16 protein-coding genes are annotated in these 19338 nt (G+C 43.9%); 9 read left to right on the forward strand and 7 right to left on the reverse strand.

Annotation, left to right across the window (positions count from 1 at the left end; genetic code table 11):
* Window positions 1-184: 184 nt before the first annotated feature.
* Window positions 185-442, reverse strand: a complete 258-nt coding sequence (gene tusA, locus FSC11_RS13225; protein WP_163167366.1) for a sulfurtransferase TusA — start codon at window positions 440-442, stop codon at window positions 185-187.
* Between the two features lie 201 nt (window positions 443-643).
* On the opposite strand from tusA, the gene FSC11_RS13230 reads away from it, so the two are divergent.
* Both FSC11_RS13230 and lnt read left to right on the forward strand, forming a co-directional pair.
* Window positions 644-1483: an HlyC/CorC family transporter gene (locus FSC11_RS13230; protein WP_004813460.1), complete on the forward strand. Its 840-nt coding sequence runs from the start codon at window positions 644-646 to the stop codon at window positions 1481-1483.
* Window positions 1480-3042, forward strand: coding sequence for an apolipoprotein N-acyltransferase (gene lnt / locus FSC11_RS13235; protein WP_071320704.1), 1563 nt, complete (start codon window positions 1480-1482; stop codon window positions 3040-3042). Before FSC11_RS13230 ends, lnt begins: the two co-directional genes overlap by 4 nt.
* A 186-nt stretch (window positions 3043-3228) precedes the next feature.
* Here the strand turns inward: lnt and FSC11_RS13240 are convergent, their stop codons facing one another.
* The 3 genes from FSC11_RS13240 to gspF form a co-directional block, all read right to left on the reverse strand.
* The gene (locus tag FSC11_RS13240; protein ID WP_004890469.1) at window positions 3229-3564 is read right to left on the reverse strand and encodes a hypothetical protein; all 336 of its coding nucleotides are present in this window, start codon (window positions 3562-3564) and stop codon (window positions 3229-3231) included.
* Window positions 3565-3848: 284 nt separating this feature from the next.
* Entirely contained in the window at window positions 3849-4316 is a 468-nt protein-coding gene (gene gspG / locus FSC11_RS13245) for a type II secretion system major pseudopilin GspG (RefSeq protein WP_227499334.1), read from the reverse strand.
* A gap of 88 nt (window positions 4317-4404) precedes the next feature.
* Window positions 4405-5610 (reverse strand): type II secretion system inner membrane protein GspF, encoded by a 1206-nt coding sequence (gene gspF, locus FSC11_RS13250; RefSeq protein ID WP_163167368.1) that lies wholly within the window; start codon window positions 5608-5610, stop codon window positions 4405-4407.
* Window positions 5611-5745: 135 nt separating this feature from the next.
* On the opposite strand from gspF, the gene FSC11_RS13255 reads away from it, so the two are divergent.
* The 7 genes from FSC11_RS13255 to FSC11_RS13285 all read left to right on the forward strand — a co-directional run bounded on the left by FSC11_RS13255 (window position 5746) and on the right by FSC11_RS13285 (window position 13567).
* Window positions 5746-7983: a primosomal protein N' gene (locus FSC11_RS13255; protein ID WP_163167370.1), complete on the forward strand. Its 2238-nt coding sequence runs from the start codon at window positions 5746-5748 to the stop codon at window positions 7981-7983.
* A 41-nt stretch (window positions 7984-8024) separates the two neighbouring features.
* Window positions 8025-9878, forward strand: a complete 1854-nt coding sequence (locus FSC11_RS13260) for a cation:proton antiporter domain-containing protein (protein ID WP_163167372.1) — start codon at window positions 8025-8027, stop codon at window positions 9876-9878.
* Window positions 9879-9928: 50 nt separating this feature from the next.
* Window positions 9929-10804, forward strand: a complete 876-nt coding sequence (gene hslO, locus FSC11_RS13265; RefSeq protein WP_163167374.1) for an Hsp33 family molecular chaperone HslO — start codon at window positions 9929-9931, stop codon at window positions 10802-10804.
* 460 nt (window positions 10805-11264) lie between these two features.
* The gene (locus FSC11_RS13270) at window positions 11265-11729 is read left to right on the forward strand and encodes a DUF2147 domain-containing protein (protein ID WP_163167376.1); all 465 of its coding nucleotides are present in this window, start codon (window positions 11265-11267) and stop codon (window positions 11727-11729) included.
* A gap of 194 nt (window positions 11730-11923) precedes the next feature.
* Window positions 11924-12385 carry a DUF2147 domain-containing protein gene (locus FSC11_RS13275; RefSeq protein WP_004813478.1) on the forward strand — a complete coding sequence of 154 codons (462 nt, stop codon included), beginning with the start codon at window positions 11924-11926 and terminating at the stop codon, window positions 12383-12385.
* Between the two features lie 506 nt (window positions 12386-12891).
* Window positions 12892-13221 carry a chaperone modulator CbpM gene (locus tag FSC11_RS13280; RefSeq protein WP_008303908.1) on the forward strand — a complete coding sequence of 110 codons (330 nt, stop codon included), beginning with the start codon at window positions 12892-12894 and terminating at the stop codon, window positions 13219-13221.
* 82 nt (window positions 13222-13303) lie between these two features.
* Window positions 13304-13567: an HP1242/YdcH family protein gene (locus FSC11_RS13285; protein WP_103800581.1), complete on the forward strand. Its 264-nt coding sequence runs from the start codon at window positions 13304-13306 to the stop codon at window positions 13565-13567.
* A 443-nt stretch (window positions 13568-14010) separates the two neighbouring features.
* Here the strand turns inward: FSC11_RS13285 and pnp are convergent, their stop codons facing one another.
* The 3 genes from pnp to recD all read right to left on the reverse strand — a co-directional run bounded on the left by pnp (window position 14011) and on the right by recD (window position 19314).
* A complete protein-coding gene (gene pnp / locus FSC11_RS13290; protein ID WP_171063225.1) occupies window positions 14011-16098 on the reverse strand; it encodes a polyribonucleotide nucleotidyltransferase in 2088 nt (695 codons plus the stop codon).
* Between the two features lie 261 nt (window positions 16099-16359).
* On the reverse strand, window positions 16360-16629 hold the full coding sequence (gene rpsO, locus FSC11_RS13295) for a 30S ribosomal protein S15 (protein ID WP_004637724.1): 270 nt from the start codon (window positions 16627-16629) through the stop codon (window positions 16360-16362).
* 912 nt (window positions 16630-17541) lie between these two features.
* The gene (recD, locus tag FSC11_RS13300; protein WP_163167378.1) at window positions 17542-19314 is read right to left on the reverse strand and encodes an exodeoxyribonuclease V subunit alpha; all 1773 of its coding nucleotides are present in this window, start codon (window positions 19312-19314) and stop codon (window positions 17542-17544) included.
* Window positions 19315-19338: the final 24 nt, after the last annotated feature.

Below are 19338 nucleotides of genomic sequence, written 5' to 3' on the forward strand. Positions count from 1 at the left end.
GTCTGATGGATTTGCTTCAATTGTTCTCTGACCAGAGAAAATATGTTTGCTTGCTAAACAGATGGGCTTCTTTAAACTTTATCTTTCTAGAATCAGGTTGTTATTATGAAATAGGCTTCACGCCCGGAAAGTGTTGATTAATCGAAGCAGGGCAAATGATTCACTTCATCTGCCCAACACGTTATTACCCTTTCTTTACCAGATAATGAAACTCTTTATTGCCATTTTCATCCAGGCGTTCTTCCTGTAACAGTAATTCATGCCCCAAGTGCATACAGAATTTTGGAATATCCCATGAAGTCGAATTATCCGTTGCAAACACCTCAACCACATCACCTGACTTGGACTTACGAATCGCCTGATGCAGCATCATCACAGGTTCTGGACAGCGTAAACCGCGGGTATTTAGTTGCAGGCTAGGAGTAATTTCAACTTCAGACATCGGCAGGCTCAGGAGGGAAAGATCAGGTTATTTTAACATAAACATGTGTCTATACCCATGACTGGCTTTATTGCCATTTTCGTTTTAAGTAGTTGACTGCGACAGTCACGGTCGTCTTAAATAATTGCAATAGACAACTGTATTTTCTGCGGTATGATAAAATTACATTTTTTTAGATATTAAGAGTTTTTAGGAAAGATCATGCACGAGGAATCAGGCCCGTCGTGGGGTATGCGCGGCTTACGCAAATGGCTGGGAACCGCTCCCGAAACTCGCGACGAACTGCTAAAACTAGTACAAGATTCACGTCGATTTCTAGAACCCGATACTGTAGCGATGCTAGAAGGCGTACTCGACCTTCCAGCGACCAAAATTCGTGAAGTGATGACACCACGCACTTCCATGATCAGCTTACAGGAAGACGATCAACTTCTTGATATTCTGCATGTTTTGGTAGAATCAGCGCATTCACGCTTTCCCGTATTTTCATCAGATCAGCCTGATAATGTGGTGGGTATTTTGCTTGCCAAAGACTTGCTGCCTTTCCTGACCGAACCGACTTCTAAGGTGGATATCCGTGCCTTAATGCGCCAGCCACTATTCGTACCTGAAAGTGCACGTTCAGATCAGGTTTTGCGTATGCTGAAAAATACCCAGACCCATATTGCAGTCGTGATTGATGAATATGGCTCAACCTCTGGTCTGGTGACATTAGAAGATATTCTGGAAGAGATTGTTGGTGAGATTGAAGATGAACATGATATTGCTGATGAAGAAGCATTGTATATTGTTCCCGACAATGATCCGACCACAGCCAATACCTGGATTGTGCAAGCACTGACTCCAATTGAGCATTTTAACAATATGCTCGATGCCGACTTCTCTGATGATGAAGTAGAAACCATGGGTGGCCTGTTATTGCAGGAAATCGGATTGGTGAGCGATTTAGAAGGTCAGGTGATTGAGCTTGGAAATTGGATCTTTACCATTCTGGAAGCGGATGCCCGTTCTATTCACTCGATTCGGGCTGTGCGCCAATGAGGGCACATTTCGACAAGTTGTTGAAGCTGTCTGAAAGTTCTGAGCAACTTCCACTGATTTATCCACTGCTGCTGTCTTTATTTTCCGGTGCCATCTTCAGTTTTGCACTGGCGCCGTACCACTATTGGTGGTTGGCCATCCTGTCTCCGGCGCTGCTTTATGCTTGTCTGCGTAAACGCAGTGCCAAACAGGCTTTTGGTATTGGCTGGGCTTATGGCATTGGTTTATGGTTTGTTGGTGCATTCTGGTTGTATACCTCGATCCATGAATATGGTGATACCAGCTCATTCCTTAGTGTCGTGATGATTCTGATCATGGCCTTGGTCATGGGTCTATTTACCGCAGTACAGACCTTTATCTACCGTCGCTTCTTTCCGGAAACCCCTCTGACCTTTGCGCCATTGTGGGTACTGTTTGAATGGGCGAAGACTTGGGTCTTTACAGGTTTCCCATGGCTATTTGCCGGCTATGCCTTTACCGAACGTTTGCTGGATGGCTATGCGCCACTCTTCGGTGTGTTTGGCGTATCCTTCGTGGTGATCATACTGGCTTGTGCTTTGGTTGAGATTCTTAATCGTCGTGTGTTCTGGGCAATCCCATCCCTGCTGCTTTTGCTGGGTGCCTGGGGAGCTTCGCAACTGACTTTTGTGGAACAGAAAGAAGGCACTAAGCCACTCAGCGTGTCCCTGATTCAGGGTAATATTCCACAAGATTTGAAATGGTTGACTGAATATCAGGTTAAAACCCTGCTGATCTATGCCAATCTGACCAAGACCGAATGGGGTCGTGATTTGATCGTGTGGCCAGAATCTTCGATTCCGATGTTTCAGGCCGATATTCCTGATTTCCTAGATGCGATGAAAGCACAGGCAGAGAAATCCGGAAGCTCCTGGGTTACTGGTATTCCTTATTGGGATCTGAAAGAATCCCAAGCCGAAGGCACACCTAAGTATTACAACAGCATCATGGCCATCGGTGATGAAGCCAGTGGGCTATATAAAAAACAGCGCTTGGTGCCATTTGGTGAATACATCCCACTTTCCGGCGCGCTCAGCTGGGTACTTCCCGCTTTGCAAAATGATCCATCTATGAGCGGTTTTTCTCGTGGGGCAAATGATCAGCAACCGCTAAATATCAAAAATCAGCATCTGGGCTCTGCGATTTGCTATGAAGTCGCTTATCCGAATCTGACCCGTCGCAATGCCAGTCAAAGCGACTTTCTGGTAACGGTATCTAATGATGCCTGGTTTACTGGAACTGCTGGACCGCAGCAACACCTGCAAATGGTGCAAATGCGGGCCAAGGAAAATGGTCGCTGGTTTATCCGTGCGACCAATACCGGTGTAACCGCCTTTATTGATCATAATGGTCATATCGTGAAACGTGCGCCTATGGATCAAGAAGCGGTATTACGCGGTGAGTTGCCAGCAATGCAGGGTGAAACGCTGTATACGAAACTGAGTGACTGGCCTGTACTGATTCTCTCAACCCTGCTGTTATTACTTGGATGGCGTTTCCGCCCACGTAAAGTGGATGTCAGCTTTAAGTCGAGAAGATAATTTCTTAAGTTCCCTCTCCTGAGCTAATTTTAAAGCACTGCTTTTTAAATTAGCGCAAGTGAGGGTTAGGGAGAGGTAAATTTTTACCCTCTTCTCAATCCTCTCCCAGAGGGAGAGGAAGTTTTATGCAATATTTTAAAAATAAAAACCGAGGCTTATGCCCCGGTTTTTTTATTGGAAAGATAATTAAATCTGTACAGCAAGATAGGACATCATACTGGCCAATGATAGCATCGGCAGAAAACGGTAGAGCTGAACCACGCCACGCTCAAAGGATGAAATTTCTTCCTGTTTCACCTCCATGACGCTGGCTTTTAATGCCGACCAGAAGCACAAAGCTAACAAGCTGCTCATCAGACTCAGTGCAAAGAAACCTACCATGATCTGGCTGCTACCTTCCGTGCTTTGCCACAAATGCAAAACTGCTTGGCTCACCGGAAGAATGCTTAGAACCAAAAAGACAGATTTCAGCATTGTCCAATGAAACTGATTTATTTCATCTCTTATAATTAATGCTTTCATACCTATCTCCTTTGGCCGAATTTGTGCCATAGAAATCATTATGAGCTTTTTTATAGAAATGAAAAGTCTATATTTATTCATATTTTACGATAATTGTAATCGATAAACATGGGAATAATTCTTATTATGACTATCAAATAGAATGGATTATAAAATTAATTTTAAATTCATATACTTAGATTATATTTATGTGTTAAGAGTTATTATCACTTCACTTAGTATTGAGATACCCAATTAAATGAAGTGATATATTCCATAAATAAAAAATTTATAATGATTCTCAATTAAGGCTGATAATAAATATCCGCATCTGTGCCTTCACCGCCAGACTGGCCATCAGCACCAAATGAATAAAGGTCAAATGAACGTCCATCCGTACCAGGAATGACATATTGCAATTCATTATCCCAACTGTCTTTCGGATAACCGCCTTTGACATAGCCACCCGGTAACCAGTTTTTTGCAGATGCAGGTTTGTTGACTAAAGCATCTAAACCACCTTCCTGCATACTTGGATACTTACCATTATCCAGCTTGTACTGGTCCAGAGACCCGGCCACGCTTTGCAGTTTGATCACTGTAGTATCAACTTTTGCCTTCTCACCACGGCCCATCACGTTAGGTACGATCAGTGCAGCCAATACGCCCAGGATCACAATCACGACCATTACTTCGATCAGGGTAAAACCCGAAGCATGTTTGATACGCGTCATACCTGAGCCTGTTTTTAAAGAATCTGGCTGTTCATTCATCATCTCAGTCCTTTTCACTCCATGTCTCTCATTGCTTAATTTTGAAAATCTGTTTGGGCTTATAATTGGAATTCTACCCACACTTTATTTAAATCATATTATTCATATTCACAATTGGCAGCATCACCGCAATTACGATTACTAACACAATACTTGCCATCAGCACCAGCATAAGAGGTTCCAGCAAAGCCAGTAACGTCGAAATCAGTGTAGTCACTTCACGGTCCTGCATGGTCGATGCCCGGTCCAGCATCCGGTCCAGTTCACCGGAAGCTTCACCACTTCGAATCATTTGTACCATCATCGGTGGGAAATAACCACTACGCTCCAGCTGGGTCGCCAAGTTACCGCCTTCAGTCACCTTTTCTGCTGCCAGATTAACGGCATCACGAATGACCCAGTTATTGCTGACCGCCGCACCAATCTTTAAGGCATCGACCAGCGGTACCCCAGAACGGGTCAAAATGGACAGGGTACTGGCAAAGCGTGCCGCATTAATCCCACGTGATAGTTTGCCAAATAGCGGTAATTTCAAGGTCAGGCGGTCAAAAGCATAATGTCCTGCGGTGGTGCGTAGAAAACGCACCAGCAGGAAAATAGCAACGGCACTACCAGCCAACATGAAAGGCCAAGCCATCCGGACAAAGTCACTGGCTTTCATCAACGCGACCGTGATCCATGGCAAAGCATCTTTGCTCTGGTCAAAGGTTTTGACAATGTCTGGAACGACATAGGTCATCAGTCCCATCACAATGGCAAAGGACATCAGCAGCAGAATGATCGGGTAAATCATTGCACCCTGAATTTTTTTCTGCATGGCAAAGCGGTTTTCGGTATAGTCCGCCAGCTGGTCCATAATCAGGTCCAGATGTCCGGAACGTTCACCGGCAGCAATGGTTGCAATATACAGTTCCGGAAAGCGGCCGGATTGCTGCAAGCCCTGTGCCAGACTATGCCCTTCCAGCACCTTGGAACGCACCGACATCAGCAGGTTCTGTACATGCACCTTTTCGCTTTGTTTACCGACGGCGCGAATGGCTTCTTCCAGCGGAATACCGGCGGCAACCAGAACAGAGAGTTGCCGGGTCATCAGTGCCAGGTCATAAGCTGTAAGGCTTTTTTCAAACCAGCGCGGCCGGTAATGCTTGTCCTTTTGCTCGACTGGATCAACAGACACCGGAATCAAGGCTTTGTCCCGAAGTTGCTGACGGATCTGACGTGCAGAGTCCCCTTCCAGTACGCCTTTTTGCTGCTTACCCGAAGCATCAAGCGCGATAAATTGATATGCTGGCATTGTAATGCTCTAATTTTCCAAAAATTTGCCCCAACGCAGTTGCGCCAGACCATCAAAATCATTCATATTCTTAGATATAAAATATCTGCTCACTCTAACACAACTGCCTTTTTAGCACGACGAAAATTCATCAGGATGCCTCACTTGCCCATCTCAGATCACCCAGCCTCAACTCCTTCAGTTTATCGTGTTCGTGTTGCTGTTCCTGTTCATCTGTTTGACTGTTTTGATTACAGTTTAAGTGCGGCACAATATCAGCAGGCTGAGGTTGGTGCGCGCGTGGCGGTGTCTTTCGGGCGGCAGAATCTGGTTGGGGTCATTATGGAAAAGCTGCCGCCAGACACTCCGCTAGATTCCAGTTTTAAACTTAAAGAGATTACTGAATTACTGGATGACCGGGCACTCATTGATGACAAGGTACTGAATCTGCTGAACTGGTCAGCGCAGTATTACCAGTTCCCGATTGGTGAAGTGGTGCAAAGTGCCTTGCCAACCTTATTACGTCAGGGTAAGCCCTATAACCTGCTGGCCCGGAACTGGAAACTGTTAGATGACCAGGCAGAAGCCAAGGTGCGCCGTTCCGAGCGTCAGCAGGAAGCCTATAAAATTTTAAAATTGCATCCAGTCGGTACCACTGAAACTGTACTGAACCTGGCAGGGATCGAAACAGCTACCCTAAAAGCTTTAGAGAAAAAAAGAATTTGTGAATGTGTGCTGGAAGCACAGGATTTCAGCCCGCAGCCTGTTCAACTGGCACAAATGCCGCTTACAGCCAATCCGGAACAGCAGCATGCCATTCAGCAGGTGCTGAAATTTAAAAATAAATATCAGGCTTTCTTACTGGATGGTCTGACCGGCAGCGGCAAGACTGAAGTTTATTTGCAGATCATGGAAAAGGTGCTGAAACAGGGAAAACAGGTTTTAGTGCTGGTACCGGAAATTGGCCTGACGCCACAAACCATTAACCGGTTCCAGTCACGTTTCCATTGTCATATTGCCTTGTTACATTCTGGTTTAAATGACTCGAAACGTCTGCAAGCCTGGCAAGCTGCAGAAACCGGTAAAGCCTCGATTGTGCTGGGTACCCGTTCTGCCATTTATACCCCGATGCCTAATCTGGGGCTGATCATCCTGGATGAGGAACATGATCTGTCCTTTAAACAGCAGGAAGGCTTCCGTTATCATGCCCGAGATGTTGCGCTTTATCGCGGGCATTTGCAGCAATGTCCGGTGCTTCTGGGCTCTGCCACACCCAGCATCGATACGTATGCACTGGTTGCCAATGGCAAAATGCAGGTACTGGAACTTAACCAGCGTGCTGGTACAGCCTTAATGCCAAAGATTCATATTTTAGATTTAAAGGTGGCACAGAAACAGCATGGCATCAGCCTGCATCTGATTCAGGAAATACGCAAACGTCTGGAAAAAAAGGAACAGGTACTGGTGTTCCTGAACCGCCGTGGTTATGCACCCGTTTTGATTTGTGACAGCTGTGGCTGGCAGGCACAGTGTCCAAACTGTGATGCCAATTTCACTGTACACCGTCAGCCATATCAACATTTGCATTGTCACCATTGTGGCACCCTGCACCGTATGCCGGATCATTGTTCAAGCTGCAATCATACTGAACTCAAAACACTCGGCATGGGAACCGGCAAGGTCGAAGAGCAATTGAATGAACTCTTTCCCGATCATGAAGTCATTCGGGTAGATCGTGACTCTACCAGTCGGGTCGGTAGCTGGCAGAAAATCTATGACAAGATTCAGAAAAGCGAACCGGCGATTTTGCTCGGTACGCAAATGCTGGCCAAAGGTCACCATTTCCCCTATGTCACACTGGTCGCTATTTTAGATATTGATTCTGGTCTGCTCAGTGTGGACTTCCGTGCCACCGAACGCACTGCCCAACTGATTGTACAGGTGGCTGGTCGTGCCGGTCGTGGCGAGCATAAAGGTGATGTCTATCTACAGACCTTACGTCCTGATCATGCTTTGCTAAATACCTTGGTGACAGATAATTACCGGGCTTTTGCCAAACAGACCTTAGAGCAGCGTCAGATTGCCCGCATGCCACCCTATCGCTATGCAGTGATGATCCGTTGCGAATCACGTGATCAGGCATTAAATACAGAGTTCTTACAGAAACATGCTGCCTTCTTAAGGCAGTATCAGGACCTGCAACTCGAGATCTGGGGACCTATTCCCGCACCAATGGAACGCAAGGCGGGCCGTTACCAATCACATATGGTACTACTGTCTGCAGACCGTCCACGTTTGCACTATTATATCAGGGCATGGTGGCAAGCCATGCTGCAAGACAAGCCTTCCTCAATGAAGTTAAGCCTGGATGTCGATCCACAAGAGCTGAGCTAATCCTGCAAGCTGCAATACGGAAATAAGATTTAAGGTTAAACATGTCGATACTGTTGCAAATTATATTAATTCTGGTGGCAGCATTGCTGATTGTACCAATCACCCGCTATTTGAAACTGCCAGCAGTGCTGGGTTATTTATTGACAGGCCTTGTGCTCGGTTCTGAAACACTGAATCTCATTACTGATCCCCAACTTCGTTCGATGCTAATGCAAATCAGTATCCTGTCTCTGCTGTTCTGGGTAGGTTTACAACTACGGCCACAACGCTTCATCCAGATGCCTCATTCTGCCTGGATCTCAACTGCTGCACTGGTCTTGGGGTCAGGCGCCATTCTGAGCTTATGTTCTGCCATTTTTTTACAGCAAAGTCTCATCACCAGTGTCGTCATTGGGCTGGCTGGCAGCCTGTCTGCGATGACACTGAGTATTCAACATCTGATGCGACAGGAGCAGTTTGCGACTTCCCATGGTCAGCTCAGTTATATCAGTTTATTAATTCAAGCCCTGCTGCTGATTCCACTAATTGCCATTATTCCACTATTTTCCGGAGTAAGTTCGACTGAACATGGCGTGGCTTATTTTGCTGCCATTATGGCAACCTTTACCGGACTGTTCCTGTGTAACCGCTATTTGATGCAACCCCTGTATCGCTGGATTGCCAGAAGCAGCAGCCATGACCTGCATGCTTTGGTGGCAATTTTTGTAATCCTCGGCTTGTTGGTACTGATGCAGACACTGGGACTAACACTATATTTAGGGGCCTTATTTGCGGGAATTCTGCTGGCAGATTCCGATTTCAGACCACACGTCGAAAATGCCACTCAGCCTTTTCATGGCATATTGATCGGTTTGTGTTTTATCAGTATTGGCCTAGCGATTCAGCTAAGTGATGTCTTGCAGATGCTTGGACTGATTATTGGTGGCGCCGTGCTGATCATATTGAGTAAATTTGTGCTCAGCCTGGCAATTGCCCGTTATTATCAAAATAGCTGGCGTACCAGCACCTTGACCGCAGTTAGCCTGGCCCAAGGCGGTGAGTTTGCTTTTGTGTTACTCACTATTGCAGTTACCCATACCATCTTAGATATCAGCTTGTTATCGCCACTTCTGTGTATGCTGGCGCTATCCATGTTAATGACACCAGTGCTCTACTGGTTGCTCGATCAACAAATCTTACCGCGATTAAATCGCTCACATCATCTGGTCGCAGACTTTGATACCCAGGTAGAGCCTTTAGCCACTACACCGATTTTACTGATTGGTTTTGGTCGCTTTGGGCAAATCGTAGCGCGTGTACTTCATCAGCAAGATCTTAGCTTTAGTGTGATGGACAATACGGTTGAAGCAAGTGGCCTACTCAAAGATCAAGCTATTCCCTTCTTTCAGGCAGATGCAACTGAAACCACGGCTCTACAACTGGCAGATATTGCTTCCAAAGATCAGGTGATTGTCGCGATTGATGATATTGAGGATTCTTTGCTGGTCGTACGTCATTTGTGCTGGAATTACCCGGATCTAAAATTGTGGGTACGCGCGCGTGATCGCCATCATGCACATTTGCTGCATGAACTGGGTGTGGAAAATGTTTTCCGTGAAACTTATCTTTCTGCTTTAGCGCTGACACAGTCATTACTGGCAGCAACCCATCAATCTGTAGAACTCGCTGAGCAGACAATTCTACAGTTCCGTCAGTATGATGAAACTGTATTAAAAGCAGAACAGCAGGCTGAATCTGCTCCTGAGTCATTACATGCTCAACAGCACAGCAGCATGGCGGAGTTAAGCTACCTGTTCGAACAGGATCAACATCGTAAAAGTGTAATAAATCCAATACAGAAGCAACAGAATGTCAACGGCACAGGAATTGATACCATAACAGATGATCTGTCATAACTTGTGTTTTACAATAGTGTCACCATTAAAGCAGGGTTATGGAGAATTTTATGTCTGATTTACGCCAACGCTTTTTTATTGAGGATAGCCCTGTTCGTGGTGAAGTAGTGCATCTTCAAGAAGCTTTACAAACAATTTTAGCGCAGCGCGACTATGCTCCTGCCGTACAAATCCTTTTGGGCGAAATGCTCAGTGCGACTGCCCTATTGGCAAGTACGTTAAAAATCAAGGGGCGCATCAGTCTGCAGATTCAGGCTTCTGGCACATTTAAATGGGCGATGGCGGAATGTAACCATCTTGGTGAAGTGCGTGCGTTGGCTGATTATGAAGAAGATCCCCGTTTTCAGGTGGCAGAAGACAGCAGTACCGTTCTAAAAGCCCTGATCAGTCCTGTACTGTTTATCAATATTGAGCCTGAAGTCGGTGAGCGCTACCAAGGTATCGTACCACTGGATAAACATAATCTGGCGGGCTGTCTGATGCAGTACTATGATCTGTCTGCACAGATTCCAACCCGTATTGTGCTGGCAAGTGACCAGAAGCGTTCAGGTGGTCTGCTGATCCAGCTTCTACCACGTAATAGTGAAGAAGAACAACGCTATGTGGATGAAGATTTGTGGCCACGAGTGACCATGTTGACTGAAACCTTGAAAGCAGAAGAACTGGTTAGCCTGGATACCAATGAAATCCTCTATCGTTTATATAACGAAGAACAAGTTCGTTTGCCTGAAGCAGAACAGCTGAAATTCGGTTGTACCTGTTCTAAAGAACGCTGTGCCATTGCCTTGCAACAGATCGGGGTTGAATCTGTTCGTGAAACTTTAGAATTCCAGAATCCAATTGAAATGGATTGTCAGTTCTGTAACAGCCAATACACCTTTACTGCTGAAGAAGCTTTAGGTCTATTCGGTGAGCACCTCAGTTAATTACAGGTATCTTTGTTAATAAAAGCATTCAATAAGAGTGCTTTTATTTTTATAAATCCAGAGTTTTCTTTTCTATGAAGAATAAATATTTTTAATTTCAAACTTAGCATATTATTCAGCTCTACACGACAATACGGAAATACCAATACTTCGTCATACCGTATCCTTGATGAATATAAACTCAATCTCCTATTGATTAATCCTGACTTCCAAAGCTGTCTGAGCTAATTATTTAACCAGCTTTCAGTCTCTTTCCTTTTTAATCTGCTGATTCAATAAATACTCACTACGTCCCACATTCCTCAATTAATGTGATTGTTCATTAATTCAGGTTTTAATTTTTCTTGGAGATATTTGATTATTTACTGGTAATTAGTAGATTTTTCACGCTATATTAATTCCATAATATTTTTATGCCTTTAAGATTTTAGAAGCATTTTTAATACTTGGGGAATGTGTGATGATGAAATTTAAACTGTTCTGTTCCATGATTGTTGCAGCAGCAAGCACAATTAGCCTGTCAGTATCTGCCAACAATGATCCACTGCTTGGACAATGGAAAACCATTGATGACCGTACCGGTTATTCTCTGGCAGATGTCATCATCAGCAAGGATGCTAAAGATCGCTATATGGCTAAAATTGTAAATGTACGTGAGGTTCCGGGGGCGGTTCCACAACAAAACTGTACTCAATGTACCGGCTCTCTCAAGGATCAGCCTCTGGTTGGACTGACCATGCTTAAGGGTCTGAGCAGTCATCCAGAAAAGACCAATGAATTTATTAATGGCACCCTGCTCGACCCCATCTCGGGAAAACTATATCAGGCACGTGCACGTCTGAAAAATAATGGTCGACATCTGGCAATTCATAGCCGGACTGAAGGATCTCCAGTCGGGCGTAATATGACTTGGATCAAAAATTGAAAATTGCGTTGTCCAAGTTATGCGATATGACTTGGACAAGCTTCAAACATTTTCGATAAAACATGATTCTTCGTTCATTTAACCCATATTAAAACAACTTTCATCACAAAATAATAAATTGATTTATAAAGTTATTATTTATAAATTAGAGCAATAAATCTATTTTTAAAACACGATAATTTCCTAGGATGGATATGAAACAATTAGTACGCGCTTTATGTATGGGGATTTCTTTAGCAACCGTATCAGTATGCAGTTTAGCCAATGTAGATCCATTGATTGGAATATGGAAGACTGTAGATGACCAAAGTGGCTATTCACGTGCAGATGTCGAAATCCGCAAAAAACCTGATGGCACCTATGAAGGGATTATTGTCGAAACCCGGAGTCTACCAGGTGCCGAAAAACAAGTTATTTGTCATAACTGCCCTGGCAAGCTCAAAGGTAAACCGTTCATTGGCTTACCTTTTATTTGGAATTTTAAACAAAATCCAAATAAGCCAAATGAATACATCGATGGTCAAGTCTTGGATCCAATTGGGGGCAAGATCTATAAAGGTAAAGCACGTTTGAACGCTAATGGTAAACGCTTAACTCTGCGTGGTTATGTAGGCGTTTCCGTAATTGGACGCAGCGTAACTTGGATAAAACACTAATTTAGTTAGTATTTTTAAAAGCCTCCACTCGGAGGCTTTTTTATTGTCATGATTTGAAACAATAAGGTACAAATCTTCACTGTTGTAGTGCACTAAAACTCAGAATAATGGATCGAACACGGTTATTTTTTATCCATTTACTATGTTCAGATCATATACCTATATGCTCCAACGATTGCCTGACTCTTTATTAAAAGCGGGTTACGGCACAGGGATGTCCAAAAATAAAAACAAGCAATATGGTAATGCATCTGAAACTATTTTCGACCAATGTTCGGCAAAGCAGTTGCTATGGCGTGGCAGATATCAGCCACTTTTAGCTCATCACTTGCCTAACTTAAATTTAAACAGGTTTTGTACCTCCAGCAGTTTTTGCACGACTGCCACGCATATATTGAATCATGGGAAATCTGATCTCAGGCATTATCTCCAATCCTATCTATTACTACATGCCCCCGATCTGATTCACAGCAATGACTTTAGTCTGGATATTTAAGGAGCAGGCCATGACCACCATTCAATATAAAGAAAATTTTTCTCAGGGTTTTATCCCCTCAGAAATCATGGATGACCATCAATTTGATCTCAGCCATTTTGCAGAAGCATGCGGGCAAAGCCCGGAATGGGTAATGCAGCTGATGGAACATGGCATTTTACCTAACCGTAGTCGTAACACTTCCTATCATTTCATTGGTGAAGATGTTACCCGAGCACAACGGGCATACCGCTTACAACGTGATTTTGATGCATCTTTTAGTGCTGTCGCCATGATGCTGGATCTGATTGATGAAGTTCAACAGCTACGTCGTGAAGTGAAGCATCTGCACTTCAAATAACCTCCCCCTCCCTGGTCTATCTCGGCTGAAACTGAGATGGTTCGGGGATTCTTACATTATTTTTTTGAGTTTATAACTGATTATGAAAACCAGAGATTGCAATAAAAAATTAAAGTACATGTTCCCCGAATATCGCGACCTTATTACCCAGCTCCGGGATGAAAATCCGTATTTCGCTCGTATTTTTGAGGAACATGATGAACTGGATCGACAGATTGCACAGCTGGCATTAGACCCGGTAACTCTTGTCAATACAGACATCGAAGCAATCAAGCGAAAAAAATTAAAGCTAAAAGATGAGATTTACAGACTACTCAAGAATTCAGAGGCAGATCCTTTGACCTGATTCAGGATAGTTAAGACTAAAAGCAGGCAGCTCATGTTATAAGAATCCAAAAGTGATTTTAAGCATAAGCAGGAGAATTATTAGTATCCTACTTCCTGCCTCTATAAAAATGCCAGAAACCTAAGGTAGTCTAAATAATTTAGTGGATGATATTTTGTTCATAAGCGAAATAATCAATTCGGTATTGTTTAGATCACATCTCCGCTGACAGCAAATTCAATTAACTTTAATTTGCTGCCAGCGCTCTGGTCAAAATAAAATCTAAAAAGATCAAGACATAATCCTCCAGCAACATCATCGTAAGCGATGTAATTCAAATATTGACTGGATCTAACGGATTTTTCTCACTTAAATCAGCCGGTATTTTTTAATCTTATAAACTTCAAATGTAAAAAAGCCTGCATAAAGCAGGCTTTTTTCAGACTTTAAAAGTCATCTCACAATTAAGCTTGTTCAATGTCTTTCATTGTCAATTTGATACGGCCACGGTTGTCAACATCAGCAACCTGTACTTTCACTTCCTGACCTTCTTTCAATACGTCTGCAACGTTGGCAATACGTTCGTTAGAGATTTGAGAAATGTGTAGCAGACCATCAGTACCTGGCAGGATATTAACGAACGCACCGAATTCAACGATACGAATCACTTTACCTGTATAAATCGTACCTGGTTCAACTTCAGCAGTCAGCGCCTGGATTTTTGCAATCGCAGCTTGTGCAGCAGCTTTAGTTTCACCAAATACGCGTACTGTACCATTGTCTTCAATATCAATCGCAGCTTTGGTTTCTTCAGTGATTTGACGAATAGTCGCACCACCTTTACCAATGACATCACGGATTTTGTCAGGATTAATGGTAATTACCTGGAAAGTCGGTGCGTGCATAGAAATTTCTGGACGAGCACGTGAAATCACCTGGTTCATTGCATTCAGGATGTGCATACGACCTGCATACGCCTGGTTCAAAGCAACTTCCATGATTTCTTCAGTGATACCTTCGATTTTGATATCCATCTGAAGTGCAGTAATACCGTTTGCAGAACCAGCTACTTTAAAGTCCATATCACCAAGGTGATCTTCGTCACCCAGGATGTCAGAAAGAACTGCGAAACGTTCGCCTTCTTTCACAAGACCCATCGCGATACCAGCCACTGGTGCTTTAATTGGTACACCTGCATCCATAAGTGACAGAGAAGCACCACATACAGAAGCCATTGAAGATGAACCGTTCGATTCAGTGATATCAGATACGATGCGGATTACATACGGGAAGCGATCAGCTGCTGGAAGAACAGCTTGCACACCACGACGTGCCAAACGACCATGACCAATTTCACGACGTTTAGGACCAGATTCACGACCAGTTTCACCTACAGAGTATGCAGGGAAGTTGTAGTGAAGCATGAAGTTGTCAGTTTTAGTACCTGACAATGTATCAACCATCAAGGCATCACGTGTGTTACCTAAAGTTGTTGTTACCAACGCCTGAGTTTCACCACGTGTAAACAATGCTGAACCATGTGCACGGTCTAACACGCCAACTTGTACGTCAAGTGCACGCACTGTTTTTGTGTCACGACCGTCGATACGTGGCTTACCAGATAGGATGTTGTCACGTACTGTGCGGTATTTCAGATCTTCAAACAATTCGTTCAAGTCATCTGCAATACCGGTTTCGTCATTTTCAGGAACGAATTGAGCAACTGCTTCTGCTTGAATTGCATCAAGTGCCGCATAACGGTCTTGCTTAACTGCAATGGTATATGCTTCAGAGATTTTCGCTTCAAACGCTTCTTTCAGTTTTGCCTGAAGATCTTCGTTTTTAGTTGGAGCAACCCAAGTTGATTCTTTCGCGCCAGCTGCAGCAGCAAATTCTTTAATTGCTTGAATCGCGATTTGCATTTCGTCATGACCGAACAATACAGCGCCCAGCATCTGGTCTTCTGAAAGTTCTTTCGCTTCAGATTCAACCATCAATACCGCAGATTCTGTACCTGCAACCACCAGGTCAAGGTCAGACTGAGCCATTTGCTCATAGTTCGGGTTAAGAACATATTCACCGTTGATCAAACCAACACGTGCGCCACCGATTGGACCACGGAATGGTGTACCCGCAATCGCAAGTGCAGCAGAAGTACCTAACATCGCAGCGATGTCAGCTTCCATGGTCTTGTCAGAAGAGATTACAGTCGCAGTCACCTGGATTTCGTTGTAATAACCTTCTGGGAACAATGGACGGATTGGACGGTCAATCAGACGTGAAATTAAAGTTTCAGCTTCAGATGCACGGCCTTCACGCTTACCATAACCACCTGGGATACGGCCCGCAGCATATTGCTTTTCTTGGTAGTTTACGGTTAACGGGAAGAAGTCTTGACCCGCTTTAGCAGTCGGTTGAGCAACAACAGCGACCAGTACGGTTACGCCGCCCATAGTAATCACAACAGTATTGGCCTGGCGTGCAACACGACCAGTTTCAAGAACCACCTGGTGCTGACCAAACTGGAATTCTTTACGAACAATATTAAACATCGACATGTTTTATTTTTTCCTAGTTCTTGTGAACAATTATTCTAGTGGAGACCCCTAAGGTTTGGCATTCACGTCCTTTTGAACGAGTAAATGACAAAGCTTAGAAGCCGACCTCACCAGAAAGAAACACTAATTTTAAACACAAAGAAGGAGCGAAACATTCGCCCCTTCCTAGGCCTGACTAAAAAGCCAAGCTGACTTTAGTTTTCAGCTGTAAAGCACAATGCATGCAATAAACCCGAAAATAAAGCTTAAATCGAATTAACGACGTAAACCTAAAGCACCGATCAAAGCAACATAACGACCGTGGTCTTTACCATTTAGGTAGTCAAGAAGCTTACGACGTTGGTTAACCATACGGATTAGACCGCGACGGCTATGGTGGTCGTGTTTATGCTCTTTGAAGTGACCTTGTAAGTCATTGATTTGAGCAGTTAAAAGAGCTACTTGAACTTCTGGTGAACCAGTGTCGTTTTCAGCGCGAGCGAATTTAGCGATGATCTCTGCGCGATCTGCGTTTGTTAAAGCCATTCGATTTCTCCGAGATGCTTATATATCTTGATAAAAATCAAAGTAATGAGAATTCAGAACATTGACTGCCGTGCATCACTACAGCAAGTTGCATATTTTAAGGGAAATTACGTTAGATTGCAAAAATAGATCATGCGACGATAGATAGATTTAAAGAAATCCACTCAGTTCACTGGAATCAGATTGTTTATCTGCAAGATAAAGCTTGTCGAATTGGTTTAGAGATTGAACTAAAGATTATGAAAAACGCCTTATTATTTCAGTCAAATATAAAACAGCTGATCTTTCGCCTCATTGGCTAAATATACAGGTAATTTTATTTAACTATAAAAAAAAGCCCGAGAGGACTCGGGCTTCTTGTGCGCTGTAGTTTCTTCTTCTTCATTATTTTTTATTGTTTATTGTTTTTATTACGCTGCATCGCGCTTTATAGTTATTATTGTTAATAAAAACTTTCCATATTCTTACTGCAACATCCCTGTGTAGTAGATTCTGCCACAAAGCCGGGCTACTCATAGACGCATTTTTCGTATCTATATGTAAGTATTTTCTTACATTAATTAACCTAAATTGTGATTAATATTACACAAATCTCATTTTTAACCCATCTTGTTCATCTTATACAGATGATTTAGATAAATTAAATAATTTATAAAATTATGCTACCTTTCCATAAACTCAAGATATAAAAAAGCCTTGTAGTCTCTCCCAAAACTACAAGGCTTAGCGGCTGTAAGTTTCCTCTTTTTTCACCTACATCAATGTAAGTTCGCTGTCTCACGACTTTCTTATAATAATTATGCGATTATACTCAACTTTCCTTGTTGAGTTCTTTGTAGGGCCCATCTTCTCAAAAAGGGCAGTGAAGCTCTATCCGCAAATCTCCCGAATCGCTGTAAGCATATGCTTACATTAATCAGTTTCACTATCACCTGAAAAGTTATGACACTGTTCAATGATTTTTCTGCTTAAGCCACTACGACGAGTAGTTTTCAGGCTTAACGATTGTATAAATGCTTCGCGGTCTACCAATAATGTGACGGCTTTTTTTGCACGTGTAATCGCTGTGTAAATCAATTCCTTACTTAACAGGTTACTGGCTTTATGGTCCAGTACGACTGCAGTGTGCCTAAACTCTGAACCTTGGGATTTGTGAATGGTTAGAGCAAAGGCAGTTTCAATACTTTTGGGCAAGCGCGTTGCTAAAACCCATTTTTCCAGACTCGGAAAATAGACTTCAAACTGGCGCTGTCCAAGATGCTCCCGCAGGAAACAGATCCCAATATCCCCATTCGATAGTCCCAGCTGGTAATCGTTATAGGTCATCATCACCGGACGACCGATATACCAGTCGCCCTGCTTGATCTGCCCGGTTGCAGTGAGCAGGCGCTGTTCAATCTGCTGATTAAGTCGGGTCAGACCCAAAACCCCATGGCGGATTGCCGTCAGGATACGGTAATCATCAAAATGACGGATAATCTGCTCTACAAACCTATTAAAATCTTGACTGCCTCCCCCTGTTTTGAGAGCCTGTACATAGCCCTGATAACCATACATCAGCTGGTCATAATAAGGTTGAGCATCATTGAGCAATACATTTTCCGGCAGGTATTGCAGCTGTAGATGGTCAATTTCAATCTGCTCCAGATCAATGGTCTGCAGCTCGGATGCAGTTACCACTTGCTGTTCAAATTCGGTTAACAGATCCTGATCAGGATGTGCTTTCTGAATAAAATGTGCCAATGCACCAATCCGTGCACCTTCACTAAACCGTCGAGTTTTCATCAGATTGATCCGGTTATTGGCCAGGGCCGGAACCTGCTGCAAATCAGCCAATACGGTGCCAACATCGACAGAAGCCAGCTGATTCGCATCGCCCAGTAGAATCAAACGCGCCCCATCTGGCACCGCTGCCAGCAGCATCTGTGCCAGGCTCAGATCAAGCATAGAGGCTTCATCGACCACAATCACCTCATAAGGTAGTGGCTGTCGGGCGTGGAATCTTGGCTGTGCAGTTATTCCCAGACCCAAGAGTCGGTGTAAGGTCACAGGTTGTAACTGTTTTAAGGTTTCCAAGTCAAACTGGGCCAGTGCCGGACTGCTCAAGGCATTCTGCAACGCTTCCTTCATACGCTGTGCCGCTTTGCCGGTTGGTGCTGCCATGGCAATCCGGATATCCGGCAAACTTTCATTCAGCACCGCAATAATATGTGCCAGCGTATAGGTTTTCCCGGTTCCCGGGCCACCCGTAATGATACTTAAACCTTGACTGGCCACCATTTCCAGCGCTTTCTGCTGTTGCGGATCAGCAAGCAGGCTGCGATGATAGCCATTCAACTGAACAGCTTTTAACTGCTGGGATTTGATGCGAACCACATGCGCAGCGATTGCTTGTTCCATTTTCCAGTAACGGTACAGGTACAACTGCTGGTCTTGAAAAATAAAGGGTGCAATCGCATGCTGATCAGACTCACCACGGCGCACTAGATTGTGCAGCAAGGCGACTTGATCCTCTGCAGCGTCAATACAGCTGTTACCATTTTGCATAGCTTCCAGTACGGCATGCATGAGCAGCTTGGCCTCATCGCCAAAGTTAGCTGAACTGAATGGCGGCTGACATATATGCTCGATCCAGGGCATCAATGGCGAAGCCAGCTGTGATATGTGATTTTGCTCATTTTCCACACAGTTATCCTCAAACTTATCCAC

The organism is Acinetobacter schindleri, from assembly GCF_010918895.1.
In the GTDB taxonomy this organism is placed as follows: Bacteria; Pseudomonadota; Gammaproteobacteria; order Pseudomonadales; family Moraxellaceae; genus Acinetobacter; species Acinetobacter schindleri.

Coding starts and splice junctions, on each gene's coding strand:
- FSC11_RS13260 (WP_163167372.1), top strand. CDS start 8,025: ATGTCGATACTGTTGCAAATTATATTAATTCTGGTGGCAGCATTGCTG.
- FSC11_RS13285 (WP_103800581.1), top strand. CDS start 13,304: ATGAAAACCAGAGATTGCAATAAAAAATTAAAGTACATGTTCCCCGAA.
- pnp (WP_171063225.1), bottom strand. CDS start 16,098: ATGTTTAATATTGTTCGTAAAGAATTCCAGTTTGGTCAGCACCAGGTG.
- lnt (WP_071320704.1), top strand. CDS start 1,480: ATGAGGGCACATTTCGACAAGTTGTTGAAGCTGTCTGAAAGTTCTGAG.
- FSC11_RS13230 (WP_004813460.1), top strand. CDS start 644: ATGCACGAGGAATCAGGCCCGTCGTGGGGTATGCGCGGCTTACGCAAA.
- FSC11_RS13270 (WP_163167376.1), top strand. CDS start 11,265: ATGATGAAATTTAAACTGTTCTGTTCCATGATTGTTGCAGCAGCAAGC.
- FSC11_RS13280 (WP_008303908.1), top strand. CDS start 12,892: ATGACCACCATTCAATATAAAGAAAATTTTTCTCAGGGTTTTATCCCC.
- FSC11_RS13275 (WP_004813478.1), top strand. CDS start 11,924: ATGAAACAATTAGTACGCGCTTTATGTATGGGGATTTCTTTAGCAACC.
- rpsO (WP_004637724.1), bottom strand. CDS start 16,629: ATGGCTTTAACAAACGCAGATCGCGCAGAGATCATCGCTAAATTCGCT.
- gspF (WP_163167368.1), bottom strand. CDS start 5,610: ATGCCAGCATATCAATTTATCGCGCTTGATGCTTCGGGTAAGCAGCAA.
- hslO (WP_163167374.1), top strand. CDS start 9,929: ATGTCTGATTTACGCCAACGCTTTTTTATTGAGGATAGCCCTGTTCGT.
- tusA (WP_163167366.1), bottom strand. CDS start 442: ATGTCTGAAGTTGAAATTACTCCTAGCCTGCAACTAAATACCCGCGGT.
- FSC11_RS13255 (WP_163167370.1), top strand. CDS start 5,746: ATGCCTCACTTGCCCATCTCAGATCACCCAGCCTCAACTCCTTCAGTT.
- gspG (WP_227499334.1), bottom strand. CDS start 4,316: ATGAATGAACAGCCAGATTCTTTAAAAACAGGCTCAGGTATGACGCGT.
- FSC11_RS13240 (WP_004890469.1), bottom strand. CDS start 3,564: ATGAAAGCATTAATTATAAGAGATGAAATAAATCAGTTTCATTGGACA.